Source organism: Ahrensia kielensis DSM 5890 (assembly GCF_000374465.1).
GTDB lineage: Bacteria > Pseudomonadota > Alphaproteobacteria > Rhizobiales > Rhizobiaceae > Ahrensia > Ahrensia kielensis.
The window spans coordinates 201360-220521 of the sequence record NZ_KB894528.1; the positions used below are offsets into that span (position 1 = coordinate 201360).

Consider the following 19162-nt stretch of genomic DNA (forward strand, 5'->3'; position numbering starts at 1 on the left):
TTTGCCTTATTGTTAGCAAAGATGGTTTCGCAAATCTAAGGCGATGCATTACCGCTATCGAGGGTGTTATAATATCTACATAGAGAGTCGAATGTCGATTGAACGGCTGGGTGACGCAATGATTCTGCGCGCCACCAAACGGCGATATCCCTAAGTTCAGGAGTTTCGGCAATATTCAATACATTGTCGTCGTCGATTGCTCCGCTCAATAAAAGTAGCCGTGTGGGCAGGCGCACGGCGACATCTGTTGTCCTGAGCATATGCACGACGAGGTCGACCGCACCTGTAAATATCATGCTCGGTTGAATGGTAAGTCCATCAGGATTTTGCGGCATAAAAAGACCTGCACCTGCACCAGACATAATCCAATTTTCGCCGCTTAATTCTTCCATACTGACAAGACGTTTAACACCATAGAATTTGGATTTTTTACCAACAACAACGCGAATTTCGTCACTAAAAACAGTTTCCCGATTTGTGCCTGCTTGATCCAAATCAAGCATTGCTGGTGCAAGCAAAAGATCAAGCGTGCCTTTTTGCAGTTCTGGCAAAAGCATGGATGCAGAACCTGTTTTAAAATGAATGACGTGATTTGGCTTATGTTCTAATTTTTGTACAAATTCAGCCATAACTGTGAATTGTAGAAGCGGGCCAACCCCAATACGTACTTCGTATCGGTAACCAGATTTCCACTGGTCAATCATCGCATTGGCGTTTTCAGATTCGTCGATTATGCGGTTTCCAATTTCTGCCAATCTTAATCCCAGCTGTGTTGGGCGCACACCATGGCGAGTACGTTCTAATACAGCTTCGCCCGTTTTATCTTCGAGGAGCTTAATTGAACGTGTCATTGTTGGTTGGGTAATGCCCAGCCTTTCTGCGGCACGTGAAATCGATCCCGTTTTTACAACAATTGCCAGATCTTTAAGTAGCTTTGGTTCCATAGTTAAATAATACGTATACCTAACGTTAAAATATAAATTTTACTTATAGCTAGATTTTATGCAAGCATTTAAATCTGATCTGCATCGGGAGTGCAGGAAATTTGGGAGAGTTTTATGAAATATGTCGTCAAATCGCTGTTAGTAGCTGCAACATTAGCGGTATCTTCTACATTAGTATCCGCACAAACGTTAAGCATTGAGGCTGGAGGCTCAGCCTCAACAACAGGCCTGATTCCACAATCATTTGCACCTTACGCATCAAAAGCTGGCTATGACTTGCAGGTTGTGTTGGACCAAGTGCTAACTAAATCAGTATTAAAAGTGGGGGCCGGAAAATTGGACCTCGCGGTCACTCCACCACCTGCTTTTAAATCAATGCAAGCTGGCAAAGGGCCGTATTCTTCCAATGCTGAGCAGTCGATGGAATTAGCGAAAAATGTGCGCGCACTTTTTGCTTTTCAAGGCAGCACTATGCATCCAACAGTTTGGGCAGACAGCTCAATTAAAAATTGGGAAGATGTACGCGGCAAACGCGTATTTATTGGACCACCAGCGGGCGCGGCTGCGGGGCAAACAACAGGCATGATCGAAGCTGCATCTGGTTTGAAGGCAGACGTAGATTATGAAGCTATCAAGTTGCCATGGGGGCAAGCGACTCAAGGATTTCAAGACGGTCAGTATGATGTCTATGTCGCATATTTTCCTGTTGGCTCTCAAAGCATTACGGAGCTTGGCCTTCAACGTGCAGTTCGCCTTCTAGGCTTGCCCGAAGGTTTGACAGAAACGGATTCGTGGAAGACCTACGAAAATCAATCCGGCGTGACCGGCGTAAACATACCATCGGGGACATATGGTGATGCGGTGGTGAACAGCACCGATTCCATTGATGCCGCGGCAACATCCATGATGATTGTTACGAATGCATCGATGTCTGAGGAGGCTGCATATAATCTCACGAAAGCTTATTTTGATGCTTTGCCAGAGATGAAACAATCCAATGCGCTTCTAAAGTCTCAAGATGAAAGTAAGCCTTTGTTCGGGATAACTGCAAAATTACATGCGGGTGCAATTCGCTATTATAAGGAAAAAGGGATCAATATCCCAGAAGACCTTATGTGATCTGAATTGATTGATGTTTGCGCTCTGTTTGGAGCGCAAACAATAGCTGTCCTGAAGCAAGGTTCGTGCGATGAAATACATAAGCTACGCTATTGGGCTGCTCATTACGTTGGTTGGCTTGGTGAATGTTATGCCAACTTACGATGTGCTTCCACGGATTGGACCGTTTGAACTGGCATGGTATCGGCCGTTCCTTTACTGGCTTTGTGTCATGGGTGTCCTGACGGTAATCTGGATGAACCGCCCATCAAAATTCAACTCGATTATGACCGTGATTTGTGTAGCTTTGACGAGCTATGCATGTTGGGATAGCTATCGTATTGGTCTCATTCTAGAAGATTCTGTTTTCTTTTTCTCAAACCGTGAAATGTGGATTTCGCTCGCAGCTTTAGCTGTGACCTTGTATTTGGGTTTGAGGCTGTGGGGACTTCCTATTGCCATCATAGGCGCTTTGGCCGCGCTTTATTTGACGACAGGTCAGTATTGGCCCGGTGTCATGCGAACAGGCACGGGCGATCTGACAGAAATCATTTCAGGCAATCTTTGGTACAGCATAGACCAGGGAATTCTCGGTAATATTTTAGGTGTTGTGTCGACAACTGTTCTTCCCTTTATTGTGCTGGGCGCAGTCCTTGAAGGCATAGGCGCTGGCAGCTCAATGATACGCATAGCATTTTACTACATGCGGCGTATGCGCGGCGGTCCAGCATATGCGGCAATTGCGTCATCTGCGCTTTTTGGTGCAGTATCTGGCAGCGCTGTCGCCAATGTCGTTGGCACAGGTGTCGTCACTATTCCGATGATTAAAAAACGTGGGTTCTCTTCCGAATTCTCAGGTGCTGTAGAGGCCGCGGCTTCAACGGGAGGTCAAATTCTTCCACCTATAATGGGCGCAGCCGCACTCATCATGGCTGATATTGTTGGCGTCAGTTATGTAACTGTGATGAAGGTGGCTATCATCCCAGCGATTGCATATTATGCGAGCCTATTTCTTACTGTTAGCTTTGAAGCTCAGCGTCTTAAAATAAAAGTTACTGCCGTCGAAGACACGCCGGTGCCACGCACACAGGACTGGGTAAACCTCATTCTTGTTTTTGCTCCGCTGGCAACCATCGTATGGTTATTGTTGCGCGGCATGTCGCCTGCAGGCGCATCAATCAGCGCTATCTTTCTGCTTATTCCGCTCAGCTTCATTAATGAGGATGTGAGGAAATCGCCTGCAAGACTGGTTACTTCTCTGTCGAATGGCGGTGTTACCGTTGCAAGGTTAATCAGCGCAACGGCCATTGTTGGTGTAGTCGTTGCAACGCTTTCTGCAACAGGGCTGCCATCTAAACTTTCCGTACTTTTGCTTGATGCTGCAAGTAACGCGCTTATTATCGCTCTTATGATTTCTGCAGTTGGCTGCATTGTGTTGGGCATGGGAATGCCAACTTTACCAGCCTATATCGCGATTATTGCGGTAATGGGGACTACGCTTCAGAAAATGGGGCTCGACCTTTTGACCGCACATATGTTCGTTTTCACCTTTGGTGTCGCATCGGTTATCACGCCACCTGTGGCGATTGCATCCTATGCCGCAGCTGCAATCGCTGGCGGTAAACCTATAAAAACGTCAGTGCAGAGCTCGCGCGTTGGTGCGATGATTTTTCTTTTGCCATTTGCATTTGTTTATAACCCTGCGCTGACGCTCGGCGGTAGCGGTCCTGTTCCGCCATTTTTTGAGATTATAATCGCATTGGTCTTTTTATCCTTTGCAATGTATCTCGTCAGCAGTGCGCTGATCGGGGTTGACCGTCAGCCTTTATCACGGGTTGAACGATTGACTACATTGGTTCTGGGTCTTGTGTTGATTTCTGGTCAACCGATTATCCCATGGATCGCATTATTGCTCGGCGCCGCATTCATTTTGCGCCGATACTATTCGCCCAAATCATTAAATTCAGATGCGATAGCCAAATGACAAAACAACCTAACTTTGTTTTTATTGTCACCGATCAGCATTGTGCTCATTGGCTGGGATGTGCAGGCCATCCGGTATTAAAAACGCCTAACATTGACCGACTTGCCGCACGTGGGGTTCGTTTTACAGAATTTCATACTGCAGCGCCTGTCTGCATGCCCAATAGAGCAAGCATTTTAACCGGGCGATACCCAAGTGTTCATGGGTTAAAATATAATGGATGTGCGCTGTCTCCCAAGGCGCGGACATTTGTTGAGATGCTTAAAGAGGGTGGTTATCAAACCGCAGCGATTGGTAAATCACATTTGCAGCCATTTACAGGCGCTAAGCTATCCCGTGTGAGCGATCCAAATTCTGATGCACCTGCTCTTGAAGCTTGGAAACAGGATTTTTCTGGTCTCGATATTGAAAGCCCAAACCACTACGAAGAAGCAGACACTTTAGACTTTCCTGTTCCTTATTATGGTTATGACTATATCGATATGGTCACAGGTCATGGCGATACTGCGGGGGGGCATTATATCCAATGGCTTCGAAAGCAAGCACCTAACTGGCAAGAATTATGTGATCCAGAAAACCAACTGCCTCACAATTATACATGTGAGCAGGCCAAGCGCACGCGGCTGCCTACCGAATTATATCCCACGCGCTATATTGAAAACCGAACCTGCGAATGGCTTGAAAATAGCCGCGATGAAGATAAGCCATTTTTCTTATTCGTGTCATTTCCTGATCCGCATCACCCATTCAATCCACCAGGGGATTATTGGGATAAATATCATCCTGATGAGTTTGAGCTGACGACGCGATATGAAGATTTCGCTGAAGCACCATTCCCACTTCAATACACTCAAGATCAGCTGCTAAAAGGTGAAAAGCCTGCAACACCTCAAGAGGCAATCGCTGCGACCGATCAGCATTGTAAAGAAGCGATGGCGTTGACAGCGGGTATGATTGCCATGATCGATGATTCCGTTGGCCACATACTCGACACGCTGTCGCAGGAAAAATTAGATGAAGATACTATCGTCATATTTACGTCCGACCACGGCGATTATCTCGGCGATGCCAATTTATTGCTTAAGGGGCCTTGGATACGACAATCAATTCATCACGTGCCATTTATTTGGGCTGACCCATTTGGTGGACCGAAAGGTGAGACTGAGACGCTGGCGAGCAGTGTTGATATAGGGACAACAATACTCAATAGAGCAGGTGTGACCCCTTATTTCGGAATGCAAGGAAGAGACCTTCTAAACGACATTAAAACCCAAGATGGCCGCGATGCTGTTCTTATAGAATTTAATGATAACGGTCCAAGAATGGGGTTGAGTAAGGCTGCTCGAACCAGAACGATTTACACACCGCAATACCGACTTACTGTCTATGCAAACGAAGATTTTGGCGAACTTTATTCAACGGCAAACGATCCCCATCATCTACACAATCTTTGGGATAGTAGCCAACATGCCGCCATTAAAAGTGATTTATTGTACCGCTTAAGCGAGATGCTGACGGTGAATATGGATGAAAGTCCACGTGCAATTATGCGCGCCTGATCGTATTTATCGGGGCGTAAGAGCATTTTCTTACACAGAGAAATCGTTTCTATGAAAGATGTGTTTATATTTCTATTGCATGTATGTGTATACCACCAAAGGAAATCGCACCGCTCAATTTAAGCAGTACGATTAGTAATTCACAATGATGTAAGTTTAGCCAAGTGTTGGCATTTTAAACTCGGCATCAAGTGTTTTTGGCCAGCGCATGGTCGTTGTTTTGATGCGTGTGTAGAACCGCACGCCTTCTGCGCCATGCATCGCGTGATCACCAAAAATAGACGCTTTCCAACCACCAAATGAGTGGAACGCCATTGGTACTGGAATAGGCACATTGATACCAACCATACCGACCTCAATGTTCTGTGCGAAGTTGCGAGCAGCTTCACCATCACGTGTGAAGATCGAAGTGCCGTTTGCATATTCATGACCATGAATAAGATCGACCGCGTCTGCAAAAGTATCTTTGCGCACAACTGAAAGAACAGGGCCGAAGATTTCATCACGGTAGACAGACATGTCGCTTGTTACATTATCAAGCAGTGTGCCGCCGACATAGTAGCCGTCTTCATAGCCTTGTTTCGTTTGTTTGAAACCGCGTCCGTCAACAACAAGGTTTGCACCTTCAGCTTCGCCCGCATCAATATAGGATAGAACCTTTTCTTGATGTTGTTTTGTGACAAGCGGACCCATTTCGCTTTCTGAATCAAGACCAGGGCCAACTTGCAACGCTTCAACTTTTGGCTTGAGCGCAGCAACGATTTTGTCGCCTGTGCCTTCTCCAACGGGAACGATGACCGAGATTGCCATGCAGCGTTCGCCAGCAGAACCATAGGCTGCGCCCATGATTGCATTTGCGGCCATATCCATATCGGCGTCAGGCATGATGATTGCGTGGTTCTTTGCACCGCCAAGCGCTTGAACCCGTTTGCCGTTCGTGATGCCCGTGATGTAAATGTATTTCGCGATTGGCGTTGAACCAACGAATGAAATCGCTTTCACATCAGGATGCGCAAGGATCGCGTCGACGACCTCTTTGTCACCTTGAACAACGTTGAATACGCCATCTGGAAGACCAGCTTCTGACAGCCATTGTGCCATCAACAAAGAGGCGGATGGATCGCGTTCTGATGGCTTCAAGATGAATGTGTTGCCGCAAGCAAGTGCAACGGGGAACATCCACATTGGCACCATTGCCGGAAAGTTAAACGGTGTAATGCCAGCAACAACACCGAGTGCTTGGCGTGCGTTATAGCTATCAACGCCAGAGCCGACATTTTCAGAAAAGTCGCCTTTTAGAAGTGTCGGCGCAGCGGTCGCATATTCAACGACTTCTAGTCCGCGTGTGACTTCGCCTTTAGCATCGTCAAATGTCTTGCCGTGTTCCAATGTAATGGCTTCTGCCATTTCATCCATGCGTTCCCAAAGAATGTTTTTGAACTTGTCTAGAATACGTGCACGGCGTAGCGCAGGCATTTTTGACCAAGCTGGGAATTCGCGTTTTGCCGCTGCAACTGCTGTGTCGATGTCCTGCGGTGTGCCAAGTGTTACTTGTGAGCCAACTTGGCCCGTTGCTGGGTTGAACACAGGCTGTGTGCGTTCTGAGTTACCAGCATATGGTTTTCCGTCAATATAATGCGAAATCGTTTTCATGGGTAATTCTCCTTTGAACTTGTTATTGCATGTAGAAAATTTCATTGAAATTTGATAATAATCAAACTCGTTATGCAAAAACGCATAAGGGGTTGCGCATGAACTGGGATGATGGACGGTTATTTCTGGCAATTGCCAGAGCAGGGCAAATGCTTGCCGCGTCTAAAGCGCTTGGCATCAATCAGGCCACCTTGAGCCGCCGTATGGCTAGCTTTGAGAAATCGTTGGGGGTTAGTCTTTTGATCCGGCGCACAAATGGTTGCCAATTGACCCATGAAGGCGAGAAGCTTTTGCGCTCGCTGGATATCATTGAGGCAGGCTATCTACAAGCTCAAGCGGATTTGAAGGTGGATTCGCCGCAAATATCAGGCACATTGCGCATTGGAACGCCTGATGGTTTTGGTGTGTCGTTTCTCGCGCCGCGCATTTATGGCTTGATCCGCGAACATCCACAATTGAACGTGCAGCTTGTACCAGTACCACGCATGTTTTCGCTTTCGCAGCGTGAGGCCGATATTGCAATCGTTATTGGGCAGCCCAAAACCGGCCGATTGATTGCGCAAAAACTAACGGACTATTCCCTTAGCCTTTATGCAAGCAAAGAATACTTGAGTGAATTCGCGCGACCTGAAAGTGCCGCTGATTTATTAGATCACCGCTTGATCGGCTATGTGGCTGATTTGGTTTATTCGCCTGAACTTGCATTTGAAAATGAATTTTCAAGCAAGTGGAAATCATCTTTGGAAATATCAAGCGCCACAGGGCAGATGGAGGCTGTAAGGGCAGGGGCAGGCATTGGTATTTTGCACGATTATCTGGCGGCCTCCGATACGGATTTGGTTCCAGTCTTGCCAGCACTGCGCGTGACGCGCTCCTATTGGATGGCGCACCACGAAGATTTGCATGGTATCGCGCGTATTAAAGCGGGGACTACATTTCTAAGAAATGCGATTGAGCAAAGCTCGATACCGTTTGAGCGTCCCAAGCTTTAATAGGCGCGAAATCTGAACTGGCCGCCACCTAACGTGACGGGCTAATCATTTTTTCAGGCTTTACCAATGTGTCGAATTCTTCTTGGGTAACGTAGCCCAGCCGCACGGCCTCTTCTTTTAATGTGGTGCCATTCTTATGCGCGCTCTTTGCGACTTCCGTGGCTTTGTCATAACCAATTTGCGGCGCAAGTGCGGTGACAAGCATTAAAGAGCGCTGCATGAGATTCTCTATGTTCTCACGGTTGGGCTCAATGCCAATGACGCAGCGGTCGGTGAAGCTTCGTGATGCATCGGCAAGCAGCGCTATAGATTGCAGCATGGTGTTGGCCATGAGCGGTTTATAAACATTAAGCTCAAAATGGCCCTGACTGCCAGCAAAAGACATCGCCGCGTTGTTGCCGTGAACTTGCACGCAAACCATTGTTAAGGCTTCGCACTGCGTGGGGTTTACCTTGCCCGGCATGATTGACGAACCGGGCTCATTTTCTGGCAAGGATAATTCACCCAGGCCTGAACGCGGACCGGACCCTAAAAAACGAATATCATTGGCGATTTTAAACAAGGACATGGCAACACTGTTGAGTGCGCCATGGGTGAAAACATAGGCATCATGCGCCGCTAATGCTTCAAACTTGTTGGGCGCTGTTATAAACGGCAAGTCGGTGATCGTTGCGACTTCCATGGCAAATGCTTCTGCAAAGCCTTCGGTTGTATTAAGGCCCGTGCCAACAGCTGTGCCGCCTTGTGCGAGTTCATAGAGGCCGCCCATCGTTTGCTCTATGCGCTTAATGCCAGCTTTGACCTGCGCTGCATAACCGCCAAACTCTTGGCCAAGCGTCAACGGCGTTGCATCCTGCGTATGTGTGCGGCCAATCTTCACAATGTCAGACCACTCTTGCGCTTTTATCTCCAGCGCTGAATGCAGGTGTGAAAGTGCAGGAATGAGCGTAGCGTTGATCTCGCGTGCAGCGGCAATGTGCATCGCTGTTGGAAAAGTGTCGTTAGAAGATTGGCTCATATTGCAATGATCGTTGGGATGAACCGGATCTTTGGAGCCTATTTTGCCGCCAAGAATCTCAATGGCGCGGTTTGCAATCACCTCATTGGCGTTCATGTTTGTTTGCGTGCCAGAACCGGTCTGCCAGACAACCAGCGGAAAATGATCATCAAGCACACCGTCGATAACTTCGCTCGATGCTTCTACAATCGCATTGGCAATCTCTGGCTTTAGCTTGCCTTGCGCGGTGTTCACGCGAGCTGCTGCCTGTTTGATAATGCCAAGAGCATGAATGATCGGGCGGGGCATCTTTTCCGTGCCAATAGGAAAATTGCGCAAGGAGCGGGCTGTTTGCGCTCCGTAATATTTGTAATGGGGGATTTCTAAGGAGCCGAAAGAATCTGTTTCGGTACGGGTTTCTTTCTGCATGATGATCTCCTTTGTAGTCACAGGACCATCCTAACAGAAGCAATGTGGCAGATAAGAGATTTTTTCGTTGGCAAAATGCATGAAAAAGAAAACCTTGCCCCATAAGGGCAAGGTCAATATTTGCTCGCAGCGCTTTTCGGCGCCTGCCTATATTATACTTGTCGTACCGCGCCTTTAGCAGCAGATGTCGTCAATGCGGCGTAAGCTTTAAGCGCTGTCGTAATTTTGCGCTTGCGTGGTTTAACGGGTTTCCAGCCTTCTTTTTCACGCGCGATGCGTCTTTCAGCAAGAATAGCATCATCAACCGCAAGATTGATTGTCCGGTTCGGAATATCAATTTCAATCAGATCGCCCTGTTCGACAAGTCCAATCAATCCGCCTTCAGCAGCTTCTGGAGAAACATGGCCAATCGACAAGCCGGACGAGCCACCAGAGAAGCGACCATCAGTGACGAGCGCACAGGCTTTTCCAAGACCTTTTGATTTAAGATATGATGTTGGATACAGCATTTCCTGCATGCCGGGACCGCCGCGCGGTCCCTCATAACGGATCAGCACAACTTCACCTTCTTTGACTTTACCAGTCAAAATAGCTGAAACGGAATCATCTTGGCTTTCAAAAATGTGAGCAGGGCCAGAGAATTTTAGGATTGAATCATCAACACCGGCTGTTTTGACGATACAGCCTTCTTCGGCCAAATTACCAAATAGAACGGCAAGGCCACCATCTTGTGAAAAGGCATGTTCAGCATTGCGGATAACGCCGCCTTCGCGGTCTGTATCAAGCTCTGTGTAACGCCGAGACTGTGAGAAGGCAGTTTGGGTCGGTATACCACCCGGCGCTGCACGGAAAAATTCATCAACGCGCTTATCTTTGTTGCGCATCACATCCCATTTTTCAATTGCTTCGCCTAAGTTGGCCGAGTGAATAGACCCCACCGTAGTGTCAAGCAGGCCTGCGCGCTCTAGCTCGCCCAGAATTGACATGATGCCACCCGCGCGGTGCACGTCTTCCATGTGAACATCAGCTTTTGCTGGTGCAACTTTACAAAGAACTGGAACCTTGCGCGATAAGGCATCAATATCCGACATTTTGAAATCGACTTCACCCTCATGGGCAGCCGCAAGTAGGTGAAGCACAGTGTTGGTTGAACCACCCATTGCGATATCAAGTGTCATTGCATTTTGAAAAGCTTCAAATGTTGCAATGTTTCTTGGAAGAACTTGCTCTTCATCCTTTTCATAATAACGCCGTGCAAGGTCGACCACGAGGCGTCCAGCTTCTAAAAACAGCTGTTCGCGGTCCGCATGCGTTGCCAATGTTGAGCCGTTGCCCGGCAGCGACAGGCCAAGTGCTTCTGTCAGACAGTTCATAGAGTTGGCTGTGAACATGCCAGAGCAAGAACCACATGTCGGGCAGGCGGAGCGCTCGATCTTATCAAGATCTTCTTGTGAAACATTGTCATCGGCTGCAGCAACCATTGCGTCAACCAGATCAAGCGCATGTTCGTCTTCACCAAGCAAAACTTTACCAGCTTCCATTGGGCCGCCAGAAACAAACACAACGGGAATGTTAAGGCGCAATGCTGCCATCAACATGCCGGGCGTGATCTTGTCGCAGTTGGAAATACAAACCATCGCATCGGCGCAGTGACCATTGACCATATATTCGATGGAGTCGGCAATGATTTCGCGTGAAGGCAGCGAATAAAGCATGCCGTCATGCCCCATGGCGATTCCATCATCAACAGCAATCGTGTTGAATTCTTTAGCAACGCCGCCAGCTTTTTCCACTTCGCGGGCGACCAATTGGCCAAGGTCTTTCAAATGCACGTGTCCAGGCACGAATTGTGTGAAAGAGTTACAGATTGCAATGATTGGTTTGCCGAAATCATCATCGCCCATGCCTGTTGCGCGCCATAGAGCACGCGCCCCAGCCATGTTGCGGCCATGCGTCGAGGTTCTGGATTTGTAAGCGGGCATTTTAAATCTCCTTATTGCAAACACAAAAACCACAAGGCAAAGGCCAGCGCAAGACAGCTTTAGCCCGCAAGTGTTCGCTTTGTTGCAAGTCAGGATGCGGCATTGTTTCCAATGCAGCTTTGATCATTATCCCATGCGTTCAGATGCATATGCGCCCGGGCTTGCAGGGAACACAATAACACGGTTTCCAGTTAAACATGTACGTTGTTGCACATGAGCATGGATCGCGCGTGAAAGCACCTGACATTCAACATCGCGCCCAATGGCAACATAATCCGGCGCACTTTGCGCATGTGTTACGCGTGCAGTGTCCTGTTCAATAATCGGGCCTTCATCCAGATCAGCTGTTACATAATGCGCTGTTGCGCCAATTAGCTTCACGCCGCGTTGGAAAGCCTGCTTATAGGGATTGGCGCCTTTAAAGCTTGGCAAGAAGGAATGGTGAATGTTGATAATTCTACCAGACATCTTTTGACAAAGCGTATCGGAAAGCACCTGCATATAGCGCGCAAGAACGATGAGTTCAGCGCCCGTGCTCTCAACAAGGTCCATCAGCTCGTCTTCAGCAGCTTTCTTGTCGCCATCTTTGATGGAAATGTGATGAAACGGCAAATCATTATCCAATACGAGCTTTTCATAGTCGCGATGGTTGGAAACGACGGCAACAATATCAATTGGTAATGCGCCAATGCGCCAGCGATATAAAATATCATTCAAGCAATGTCCAAAGCGCGAAACCATAATGACGGTTTTGACTTTGTTTGCAGGATCGAAGAACTCAAATTCCATGCCGTGTTCGTCGGCAACGGCTTTAAAAGCCTCTTCGAGCTTTTCAAGCGTCGCCCCAGTTTCAGGAATAAATGATGTGCGCATGAAAAATGCTTTCGTCGAAAGATCGTCGAATTGCGAACTATCAACAATGTTGCAGCCCATATCAGCTAAAAAGCCAGCAGTAGCACTTACGATCCCGCGCTTGCTTTCACAGCGAACAGTTAAAATTAGATTTTTCATTAAAGGTCATCCTGAGTGTGGCGAATTGGCAGCGCGGTGGTTGTCTTATTTAGAAATCGGTTATCGTTGTTTACTTCCTGCAAAAGCAAATTCAAGATTCATATGAATTTATTGGTCTTAATGTTTGAGCAAAAACTAAACGAACGATAGGGCCATTTTCTCAAACTATTGGTGTGCAGATTTCGTAATCCAAGCATGTTCGATTACGTCATGTGCTGGCCATAAAACGCATTTCGTGCAGATGTTATCGAGGCGTGTTCAGTGCGGCACCAATTTAATCGCTATGATCTCAGTGGTGCCGCAGTGATTTAATCTTTAGTCATTGTACAAATGGCAAGCGACCTTACGGCTGCCTGGGCCGACCAGCAGCGGTGTTTTGCTTGCGCAAGGATCAAAAACTTTTGGGCAGCGCGGATGAAAGGCGCAGCCTGTTGGCGGGTTGATCGGTGAGGGTAGTTCGCCTTTCAGCACCTCACGTGTTTTCTCGCGTGTTGGATCAGGAATTGGGGTGGCTGACAAAAGCGCCCGTGTGTAGGGATGACGCGGGTCAGAAAACAATTCCTCGCGTGATGCTTTTTCCACTGGCTTGCCCAGATACATAACCATCACATCGTCTGCAATGTGCTTTACCACTGACAAATCATGCGAGATAAACAGATAGGCAAGGTTCAATTTCTCTTGCAGCTCGCTCAAAACGTTGAGCACCTGCGCCTGAATTGAGACATCCAATGCCGAAACCGGCTCATCAAGCACCAAGATTTCAGGATCAAGCATCAATGCGCGTGCAATCGCGATGCGCTGACGTTGGCCACCTGAAAACATATGCGGGTAGCGGTCGTAATGTTCAGGCCGCAAACCTACCGCTGCCATCATATCTTTTGCACGATCGCGCTTCTCAGCTTTCGGTAAATCCGTGTTCATGGAGAGCGGCTCTGTTAGAGCATCACCAATTTTTTGCCGTGGGTTGAGCGAACCATAAGGGTTCTGAAACACGATCTGAACTTTAGGGCGCAATGCTTTTCGAGCTTCGGCAGAAGCACCCGCAAGCTCAGTATCTTTGATTTGAAGTGAACCTTCCGTTGGTTCTTCAATCATTGTTACTAAGCGGGCTAAGGTGGATTTTCCGCAGCCGGATTCACCGACGACGGCCAGTGTTTTATTACGTTTTAATTCGAATGAAACACCATCAAGCGCTTTGACAATGTTTGGCGATTTAAACAGGCCACCACCAACATTATAGTGCTTTTTCAAGTCGCGTGCGCGTAGAACAACATCACTCATCACGATACCTTTTGATTTTTAGTAGGTTCGCCATTGACCAATGGGTAATGACAAAGAGCGTGGCCGAGATCGGCACTTGCACGCTTTGGTTCAACGGTACGGCACAGATCAGTTGCAAATGCACAACGTGGTGAGAACAGACAGCCTTTCGGGCGGTCAAACTGCCCCGGTACTACGCCGGGAATAGATGGCAAAAGCCGCGAGGTTGCTCGTTCCGGCAGCGCTGCAAGCAACGCCGATGTATAAGGATGGTGAGGTTCTGCAAACAGCTTTTTCACCGGCTGATCTTCAGCCTTTTGGCCAGCATATTGCACAACAACACGGTCTGCGGTTTCTGCAACAACACCCATATCATGAGTGATAAGTACCAGCCCCATATCGGTCTCGGATTGCAATGAAACCAGCAAGTCCAAAATTTGCGCTTGAATTGTCACATCAAGCGCTGTCGTTGGCTCATCGGCAATCAGAAGTTTGGGATTACACGAAATTGCCATTGCGATCATGACGCGTTGGCTCATGCCGCCAGAAAGCTGGTGTGGGAATGCAGACAGCCGTTTTTCAGGGGCAGGAATGCCGACGAGTTCAAGCAATTCGATTGAGCGTTTTTTGCGTTCTGAACGGTTCATGCCCATATGAATGCGTAACGATTCGGCGAGCTGAAACCCGACAGTGAAGCAAGGGTTAAGGCTCGACATAGGCTCTTGAAAGATCATGGCAATATCTTTGCCAATCACCTTTTTACGCATACGTGCACTCAAATTGAGCAGGTCGATACCGTTAAAGTCCAGTTTGTCAGCGGTTACTTTAGCAGTCCAAGGCAAGAGACCCATGACAGCCATCATAGCAACGGATTTTCCGGAGCCAGATTCGCCAACAATTGCCAGAATGTCATTTGATTGTACTGACAACGACAATCTATCAACGGCACGGAATGTTCCGCCAGATGTGGCAAATTCTACGCTTAGATTTTCTATTATAAGAAGTGCCATAATCAGGACCTCTTCAATTTTGGATCAAGTGCGTCGCGAAGACCGTCACCCATCAGGTTGATAGCAAGCACTGTCATAAGAATGGCAAGGCCGGGCAGGGTTACAACCCACCATGCACGCAAGATAAATTCGCGCGATTCAGCAAGCATAGTACCCCATTCTGGCGTTGGAGGCTGTGCGCCCATGCCAAGGAAGCCCAGTGCTGCAGCATCAAGAATTGCTGTCGAGAACGACAACGCTGCCTGAACAATAAGCGGGGCCATACAGTTTGGCAAAATAGTACGGAACATAAGTCTGATTGGGCCAACACCGGCTAAACGCGCCGCCGTTACATAATCTTTTTCACGTTCCCCAAGCACTGCTGCTCTGGTCAAGCGAACATAATGTGGCTGCTGAATGATCGCGATTGCAATGATCGCATTGGTCAGGCTTGGCCCTAATACGGCAACAAGAACAAGCGCCAGTAAGAGACTTGGAAATGCGAGGATGATGTCCATCAAACGCATGACAAGTGTATCTAGTGCGCCGCCAATATAGCCAACAACTAAGCCCGTTGTCACACCAACCGAAACAGCGCCGACAACAACAATTATGCCAACGAATAGCGAATAACGGCTACCGTGAATAAGCCGTGATAACATATCGCGGCCAACGGCATCTGTGCCCAGTAAAAACTGCCATGTTCCACCTTCTTGCCAAACAGGCGGCACAAGGAAGAATTCGCGATATTGTTGATTGGGTGCGTGTGGCGCGATGAAATCTGCAAAAAGAGCAATAAAACAAATTGCCAAGAAGAAGCAGAGGCCAATCACGGCACCCTTATTTTCTTTGAAATAAAACCAGAAGCTGGCCAACCCGGATTGATGGTTGTCGTCCAGCTCAGGATCTGTGGTTATAGCTTGATCTGTCATGATTAACCCTTATGCCGAATACGTGGGTTGATCAGACCGTAGAGTAGATCAACAACGAGGTTTACGAACATAATAATGACAGCGATCATCAAAAGTCCCCCTTGCACAGAAGGGTAATCGCGCCGCGAAATAGAATCGATCAACCATTTTCCAATGCCTGGCCAAGAAAAGATTGTTTCAGTCAAAATGGCACCTGCCATCAAAACACCAACCTGCAGGCCGATTGTTGTGATCACGGGGATCATGGCATTGCGCAAAGCATGCACACCCACAACACGGGCTGCCGATAAGCCTTTGGCGCGTGCCGTGCGGACATAGTCCTCATTAAGCACCTCAAGCATGGCAGAGCGTGTTTGGCGTGCAATAACCGCTAGCGGTATTGTTCCAAGCACAATCGTTGGCAAAATGAGATGGGATAGGGCAGAGCTGAATGCACCTTTTTGGCCCGATAAAAACGAGTCAACCAGCATGAATCCCGTCACATTCGGGAAATAGTAAAGCAGTGAAATACGCCCTGATACCGGTGTCCAGCCAAGTGTGCCGGAGAATAGAATGATCAGCAGCAAGCCCCACCAGAAAATCGGCATTGAATAGCCAACTAGAGCAGCGCCCATCAAGGACTGGTCGAACCATGTACCGCGCTTAATTGCAGCGAGCATACCAATCGGCAGTCCAATCACGAGCGCAAATATAATCGCGCAAATGGATAATTCGAAGGTTGCAGGGAAAAGCGTAAAAAACTCGTCCCACACTGGCTTTTTTGTCACCAGAGACTGGCCCAAATCGCCGCTAAGAGCGGAGAAAAGATAATCGAAATATTGTACGTAGAGCGGTCTATCAAAGCCGAACTGCTCAAGCAGCTGGGCATGGCGCTCAGGAGAGACACCACGCTCGCCGGCCATCAGTAAGACTGGGTCACCGGGCAAAATACGAACAAATGAGAAGGCGGCCAAGGTCACACCCAAAAAAGTGGGGATGAGCAAGCCGAAGCGTTTTAGTAAGAAACCAAACATGAGCAGCTAATTTGAACCGCGCCTTATCTAAAAGATAAAGCGCGGTTCAATCCAATAACTAAAGGAAAGGGTGATTATTCAGCAATATCAACGTTCGTAAACGAGTGACCACCCAATGGGTCCATCACATAGCCGCTTACTTTTGTTGACATAGGCATGAAGACCACTGAGTGCGCAATTGTCGCCCACGGTGCTTCGCGTTTGAAGACAACCTGTGCCTCTTCGTAGAGTTTTGTACGCTCGGCTTTGTCCGATACAATTTTCGCTTTTTGAATCAAAGCTTCAAACTCATCGTTACACCATTGTGCACGGTTTGAACCACCAACACCATCACAGCCAAGAAGAACGGCTAGGAAGTTGTCTGGGTCACCATTGTCACCTGTCCAACCAAGAAGAACGGCGCCATCGCGGTCTTTGTCTTTTGAAAGGTCGAGATATTCGCCCCATTCATAGGAAACGATCTCAACTTCAACGCCAACCTTAGCAAAATCTTCTTGCATGACTTCAGCCATACGACGTGCATTCGGGTTGTATGGACGTTGAACCGGCATAGCCCAGATTTTCATCTTCAGGTCTTTAACGCCTTCAGCTTCCAACATAGCTTTTGCCGCTTCAGGATCAAAGCTGTCGTCTTCGACGGCATCATTGTATGACCACATGGTTGGTGGCAGCGGGTTCTTTGCAGCTTTACCAGCGCCTTGGAATACGGCGTCAAGAATTGCTTGCTTGTTGATCGCCTTGTTAAGCGCTTTACGAACATTTGCATTGTCAAAAGGCGCTACCTGAGTGTTGTAAGCGAGATAGCCAACGTTAAGGCCTTCTTGCTCTTCAACTTTGATGTTCTCTGCAGCTTTCAATGAATCCAAGTCAGCTGGGTTTGGATATGGTGCCACGTGACACTCGCCTGCGAGCAATTTTTGCTGGCGAACAGAAGCATCTGTTGTAATCGCAAAAACCAAATCGTCGATTGGCTGCTTGCCTGCCCAATATTCATCATGTGAACCATAACGGATCACAGCATCTTTTTGGTAAGCAACAAAATGGAACGGACCAGTGCCGATCGGCTGCTGGTTAAGCATGTCTTTTGTGTCGCTTTCTTCAAGCTGCGCGCCATATTCTGCTGAAAGGATAGATGCGAAATCCATCGCCAAGTTTGCAACCATTGGCGCTTCAGGACGGCTCAGGTTAAACCGCACTGTATAGTCATCAACTTTCTCAACAGACTTCAAAAGGTCCGGCATAGACATGCCGTTGAAATATTCCCAAGAAATGCCAGCAGTATATTGGTTGAAAGCGTGGTCGCTTTGTAGCTGGCGATTGAATGAGAACAGCACGTCATCAGCATTGAAATCACGTGTTGGTGTGAAGAATTCAGTTGTGTGGAACTTAACACCCTGACGAAGCTTGAATGTGTAAGTCATGCCATCTTCAGAAACTTCCCAGCTTTCAGCAAGACCAGGCTGTACTTCAGAAGTGCCTGGCTTGAATTCAACAAGTCGGTTGTAAAGAGGTTTTGATGATGCATCGAATGTCGTGCCGGCAGTGTAGGGCGCAGGGTCAAAACCCTCTGGCGAACCTTCCGAGCAGTAAACCAAAGTTTTGGCTTGTGCGGCACCTGCCATAAGCATCGTCGTGGCTAAGAGTGCTGGCAACAGCAAATTTGAACGTTTCATGCTATTTAATTCCTTCCAATTAAATTTCTGATCTGGTTATACTCCAGTCATGAAGAGGCTATGTAAGCACCTCATCTGTCTTATAGCAATTGTCTTTTTTTGAACTTTCACACAATTAAATTTCTATATTGTGCTCCGTATTAGGTCGTTTGTTCTGATTGTTCGCTTTTATTGAGTATATTTATCCAAGTTCGTTTCTGTCTAAGCTTGGCGATCAAACGATGAAAATACGTTTTGTATCGTATTTTAGACAAGTTCCCATGCTGCTTAGCGGTTGCGAGGAATGCAATAATGATGAGCGTTTAAATGCACTGTTATTTTAACGTAAATGTCGTGTTGTAAAGATTGGTATATTGGTGTGGTGATATCGTGATGGTGAGAATAAAGTTTTGAAACAGATCAGTATAATTATTTCAATATTCTGCATTTTGATAAATGTTGCTTATGCAGGCGAGCCAATTGACTTGAAAAGTCAAATTATTGCTGATCCTGAACTTGAAAATGATGACGTGCAGAGCTGTGAAATGGCTGGTCCCGGGTTCAAATTTATCCCCGGAACACAGACATGTATTCGTATCTCAGGCCATGTTCAGTATGAAATTAACGTCAAAAACAATTAACGAAAATTCCGTTTAGCTTTTATCAC

Annotated in this window: 15 protein-coding genes; 5 read left to right on the plus strand and 10 right to left on the minus strand. The window is 47.5% G+C overall.

Annotated features, from left to right (window positions below; genetic code table 11):
* Window positions 1–35: 35 nt before the first annotated feature.
* A complete protein-coding gene (locus tag C504_RS0100915) occupies window positions 36–944 on the minus strand; it encodes a LysR family transcriptional regulator (protein WP_018687412.1) in 909 nt (302 codons plus the stop codon).
* 114 nt (window positions 945–1058) lie between these two features.
* Between C504_RS0100915 and C504_RS0100920 the strand changes: the two genes are divergently transcribed.
* The 3 genes from C504_RS0100920 to C504_RS0100930 all read left to right on the plus strand — a co-directional run bounded on the left by C504_RS0100920 (window position 1059) and on the right by C504_RS0100930 (window position 5585).
* Window positions 1059–2063 carry a TAXI family TRAP transporter solute-binding subunit gene (locus C504_RS0100920; protein ID WP_018687413.1) on the plus strand — a complete coding sequence of 335 codons (1005 nt, stop codon included), beginning with the start codon at window positions 1059–1061 and terminating at the stop codon, window positions 2061–2063.
* 70 nt (window positions 2064–2133) lie between these two features.
* Window positions 2134–4026: a TRAP transporter permease gene (locus C504_RS0100925; protein ID WP_018687414.1), complete on the plus strand. Its 1893-nt coding sequence runs from the start codon at window positions 2134–2136 to the stop codon at window positions 4024–4026.
* The gene (locus tag C504_RS0100930) at window positions 4023–5585 is read left to right on the plus strand and encodes a sulfatase family protein (RefSeq protein ID WP_018687415.1); all 1563 of its coding nucleotides are present in this window, start codon (window positions 4023–4025) and stop codon (window positions 5583–5585) included. Before C504_RS0100925 ends, C504_RS0100930 begins: the two co-directional genes overlap by 4 nt.
* A gap of 156 nt (window positions 5586–5741) precedes the next feature.
* On the opposite strand, the gene C504_RS0100935 is transcribed toward C504_RS0100930, so the two are convergent.
* Window positions 5742–7238, minus strand: coding sequence for a CoA-acylating methylmalonate-semialdehyde dehydrogenase (locus tag C504_RS0100935; RefSeq protein ID WP_018687416.1), 1497 nt, complete (start codon window positions 7236–7238; stop codon window positions 5742–5744).
* A gap of 98 nt (window positions 7239–7336) precedes the next feature.
* Here C504_RS0100935 and C504_RS0100940 point away from each other — a divergent pair, with 98 nt between their 5' ends.
* Entirely contained in the window at window positions 7337–8230 is an 894-nt protein-coding gene (locus C504_RS0100940) for a LysR family transcriptional regulator (protein ID WP_026317106.1), read from the plus strand.
* A gap of 28 nt (window positions 8231–8258) precedes the next feature.
* Here C504_RS0100940 and fumC read toward each other — a convergent pair whose 3' ends face one another.
* The 8 genes from fumC to C504_RS0100985 form a co-directional block, all read right to left on the minus strand.
* Window positions 8259–9656, minus strand: a complete 1398-nt coding sequence (fumC, locus tag C504_RS0100945) for a class II fumarate hydratase (protein WP_018687418.1) — start codon at window positions 9654–9656, stop codon at window positions 8259–8261.
* Window positions 9657–9808: 152 nt separating this feature from the next.
* Window positions 9809–11638 (minus strand): dihydroxy-acid dehydratase, encoded by a 1830-nt coding sequence (gene ilvD / locus C504_RS0100950; RefSeq protein ID WP_018687419.1) that lies wholly within the window; start codon window positions 11636–11638, stop codon window positions 9809–9811.
* A 126-nt stretch (window positions 11639–11764) separates the two neighbouring features.
* On the minus strand, window positions 11765–12649 hold the full coding sequence (purU, locus tag C504_RS0100960; protein ID WP_018687421.1) for a formyltetrahydrofolate deformylase: 885 nt from the start codon (window positions 12647–12649) through the stop codon (window positions 11765–11767).
* A 315-nt stretch (window positions 12650–12964) separates the two neighbouring features.
* Entirely contained in the window at window positions 12965–13930 is a 966-nt protein-coding gene (locus tag C504_RS0100965) for an ABC transporter ATP-binding protein (protein WP_018687422.1), read from the minus strand.
* Window positions 13930–14919 carry an ABC transporter ATP-binding protein gene (locus tag C504_RS0100970; RefSeq protein WP_018687423.1) on the minus strand — a complete coding sequence of 330 codons (990 nt, stop codon included), beginning with the start codon at window positions 14917–14919 and terminating at the stop codon, window positions 13930–13932. Before C504_RS0100970 ends, C504_RS0100965 begins: the two co-directional genes overlap by 1 nt.
* 2 nt (window positions 14920–14921) lie before the next feature.
* Window positions 14922–15830, minus strand: a complete 909-nt coding sequence (locus C504_RS0100975; RefSeq protein WP_018687424.1) for an ABC transporter permease subunit — start codon at window positions 15828–15830, stop codon at window positions 14922–14924.
* A 2-nt stretch (window positions 15831–15832) separates the two neighbouring features.
* Window positions 15833–16843 carry an ABC transporter permease subunit gene (locus C504_RS0100980; RefSeq protein WP_018687425.1) on the minus strand — a complete coding sequence of 337 codons (1011 nt, stop codon included), beginning with the start codon at window positions 16841–16843 and terminating at the stop codon, window positions 15833–15835.
* Between the two features lie 74 nt (window positions 16844–16917).
* Window positions 16918–18516 carry an ABC transporter substrate-binding protein gene (locus tag C504_RS0100985; RefSeq protein ID WP_018687426.1) on the minus strand — a complete coding sequence of 533 codons (1599 nt, stop codon included), beginning with the start codon at window positions 18514–18516 and terminating at the stop codon, window positions 16918–16920.
* 509 nt (window positions 18517–19025) lie between these two features.
* On the opposite strand from C504_RS0100985, the gene C504_RS19050 reads away from it, so the two are divergent.
* Window positions 19026–19136 carry a porin gene (locus C504_RS19050; protein ID WP_425393368.1) on the plus strand — a complete coding sequence of 37 codons (111 nt, stop codon included), beginning with the start codon at window positions 19026–19028 and terminating at the stop codon, window positions 19134–19136.
* The last annotated feature ends 26 nt before the right edge of the window (window positions 19137–19162 follow it).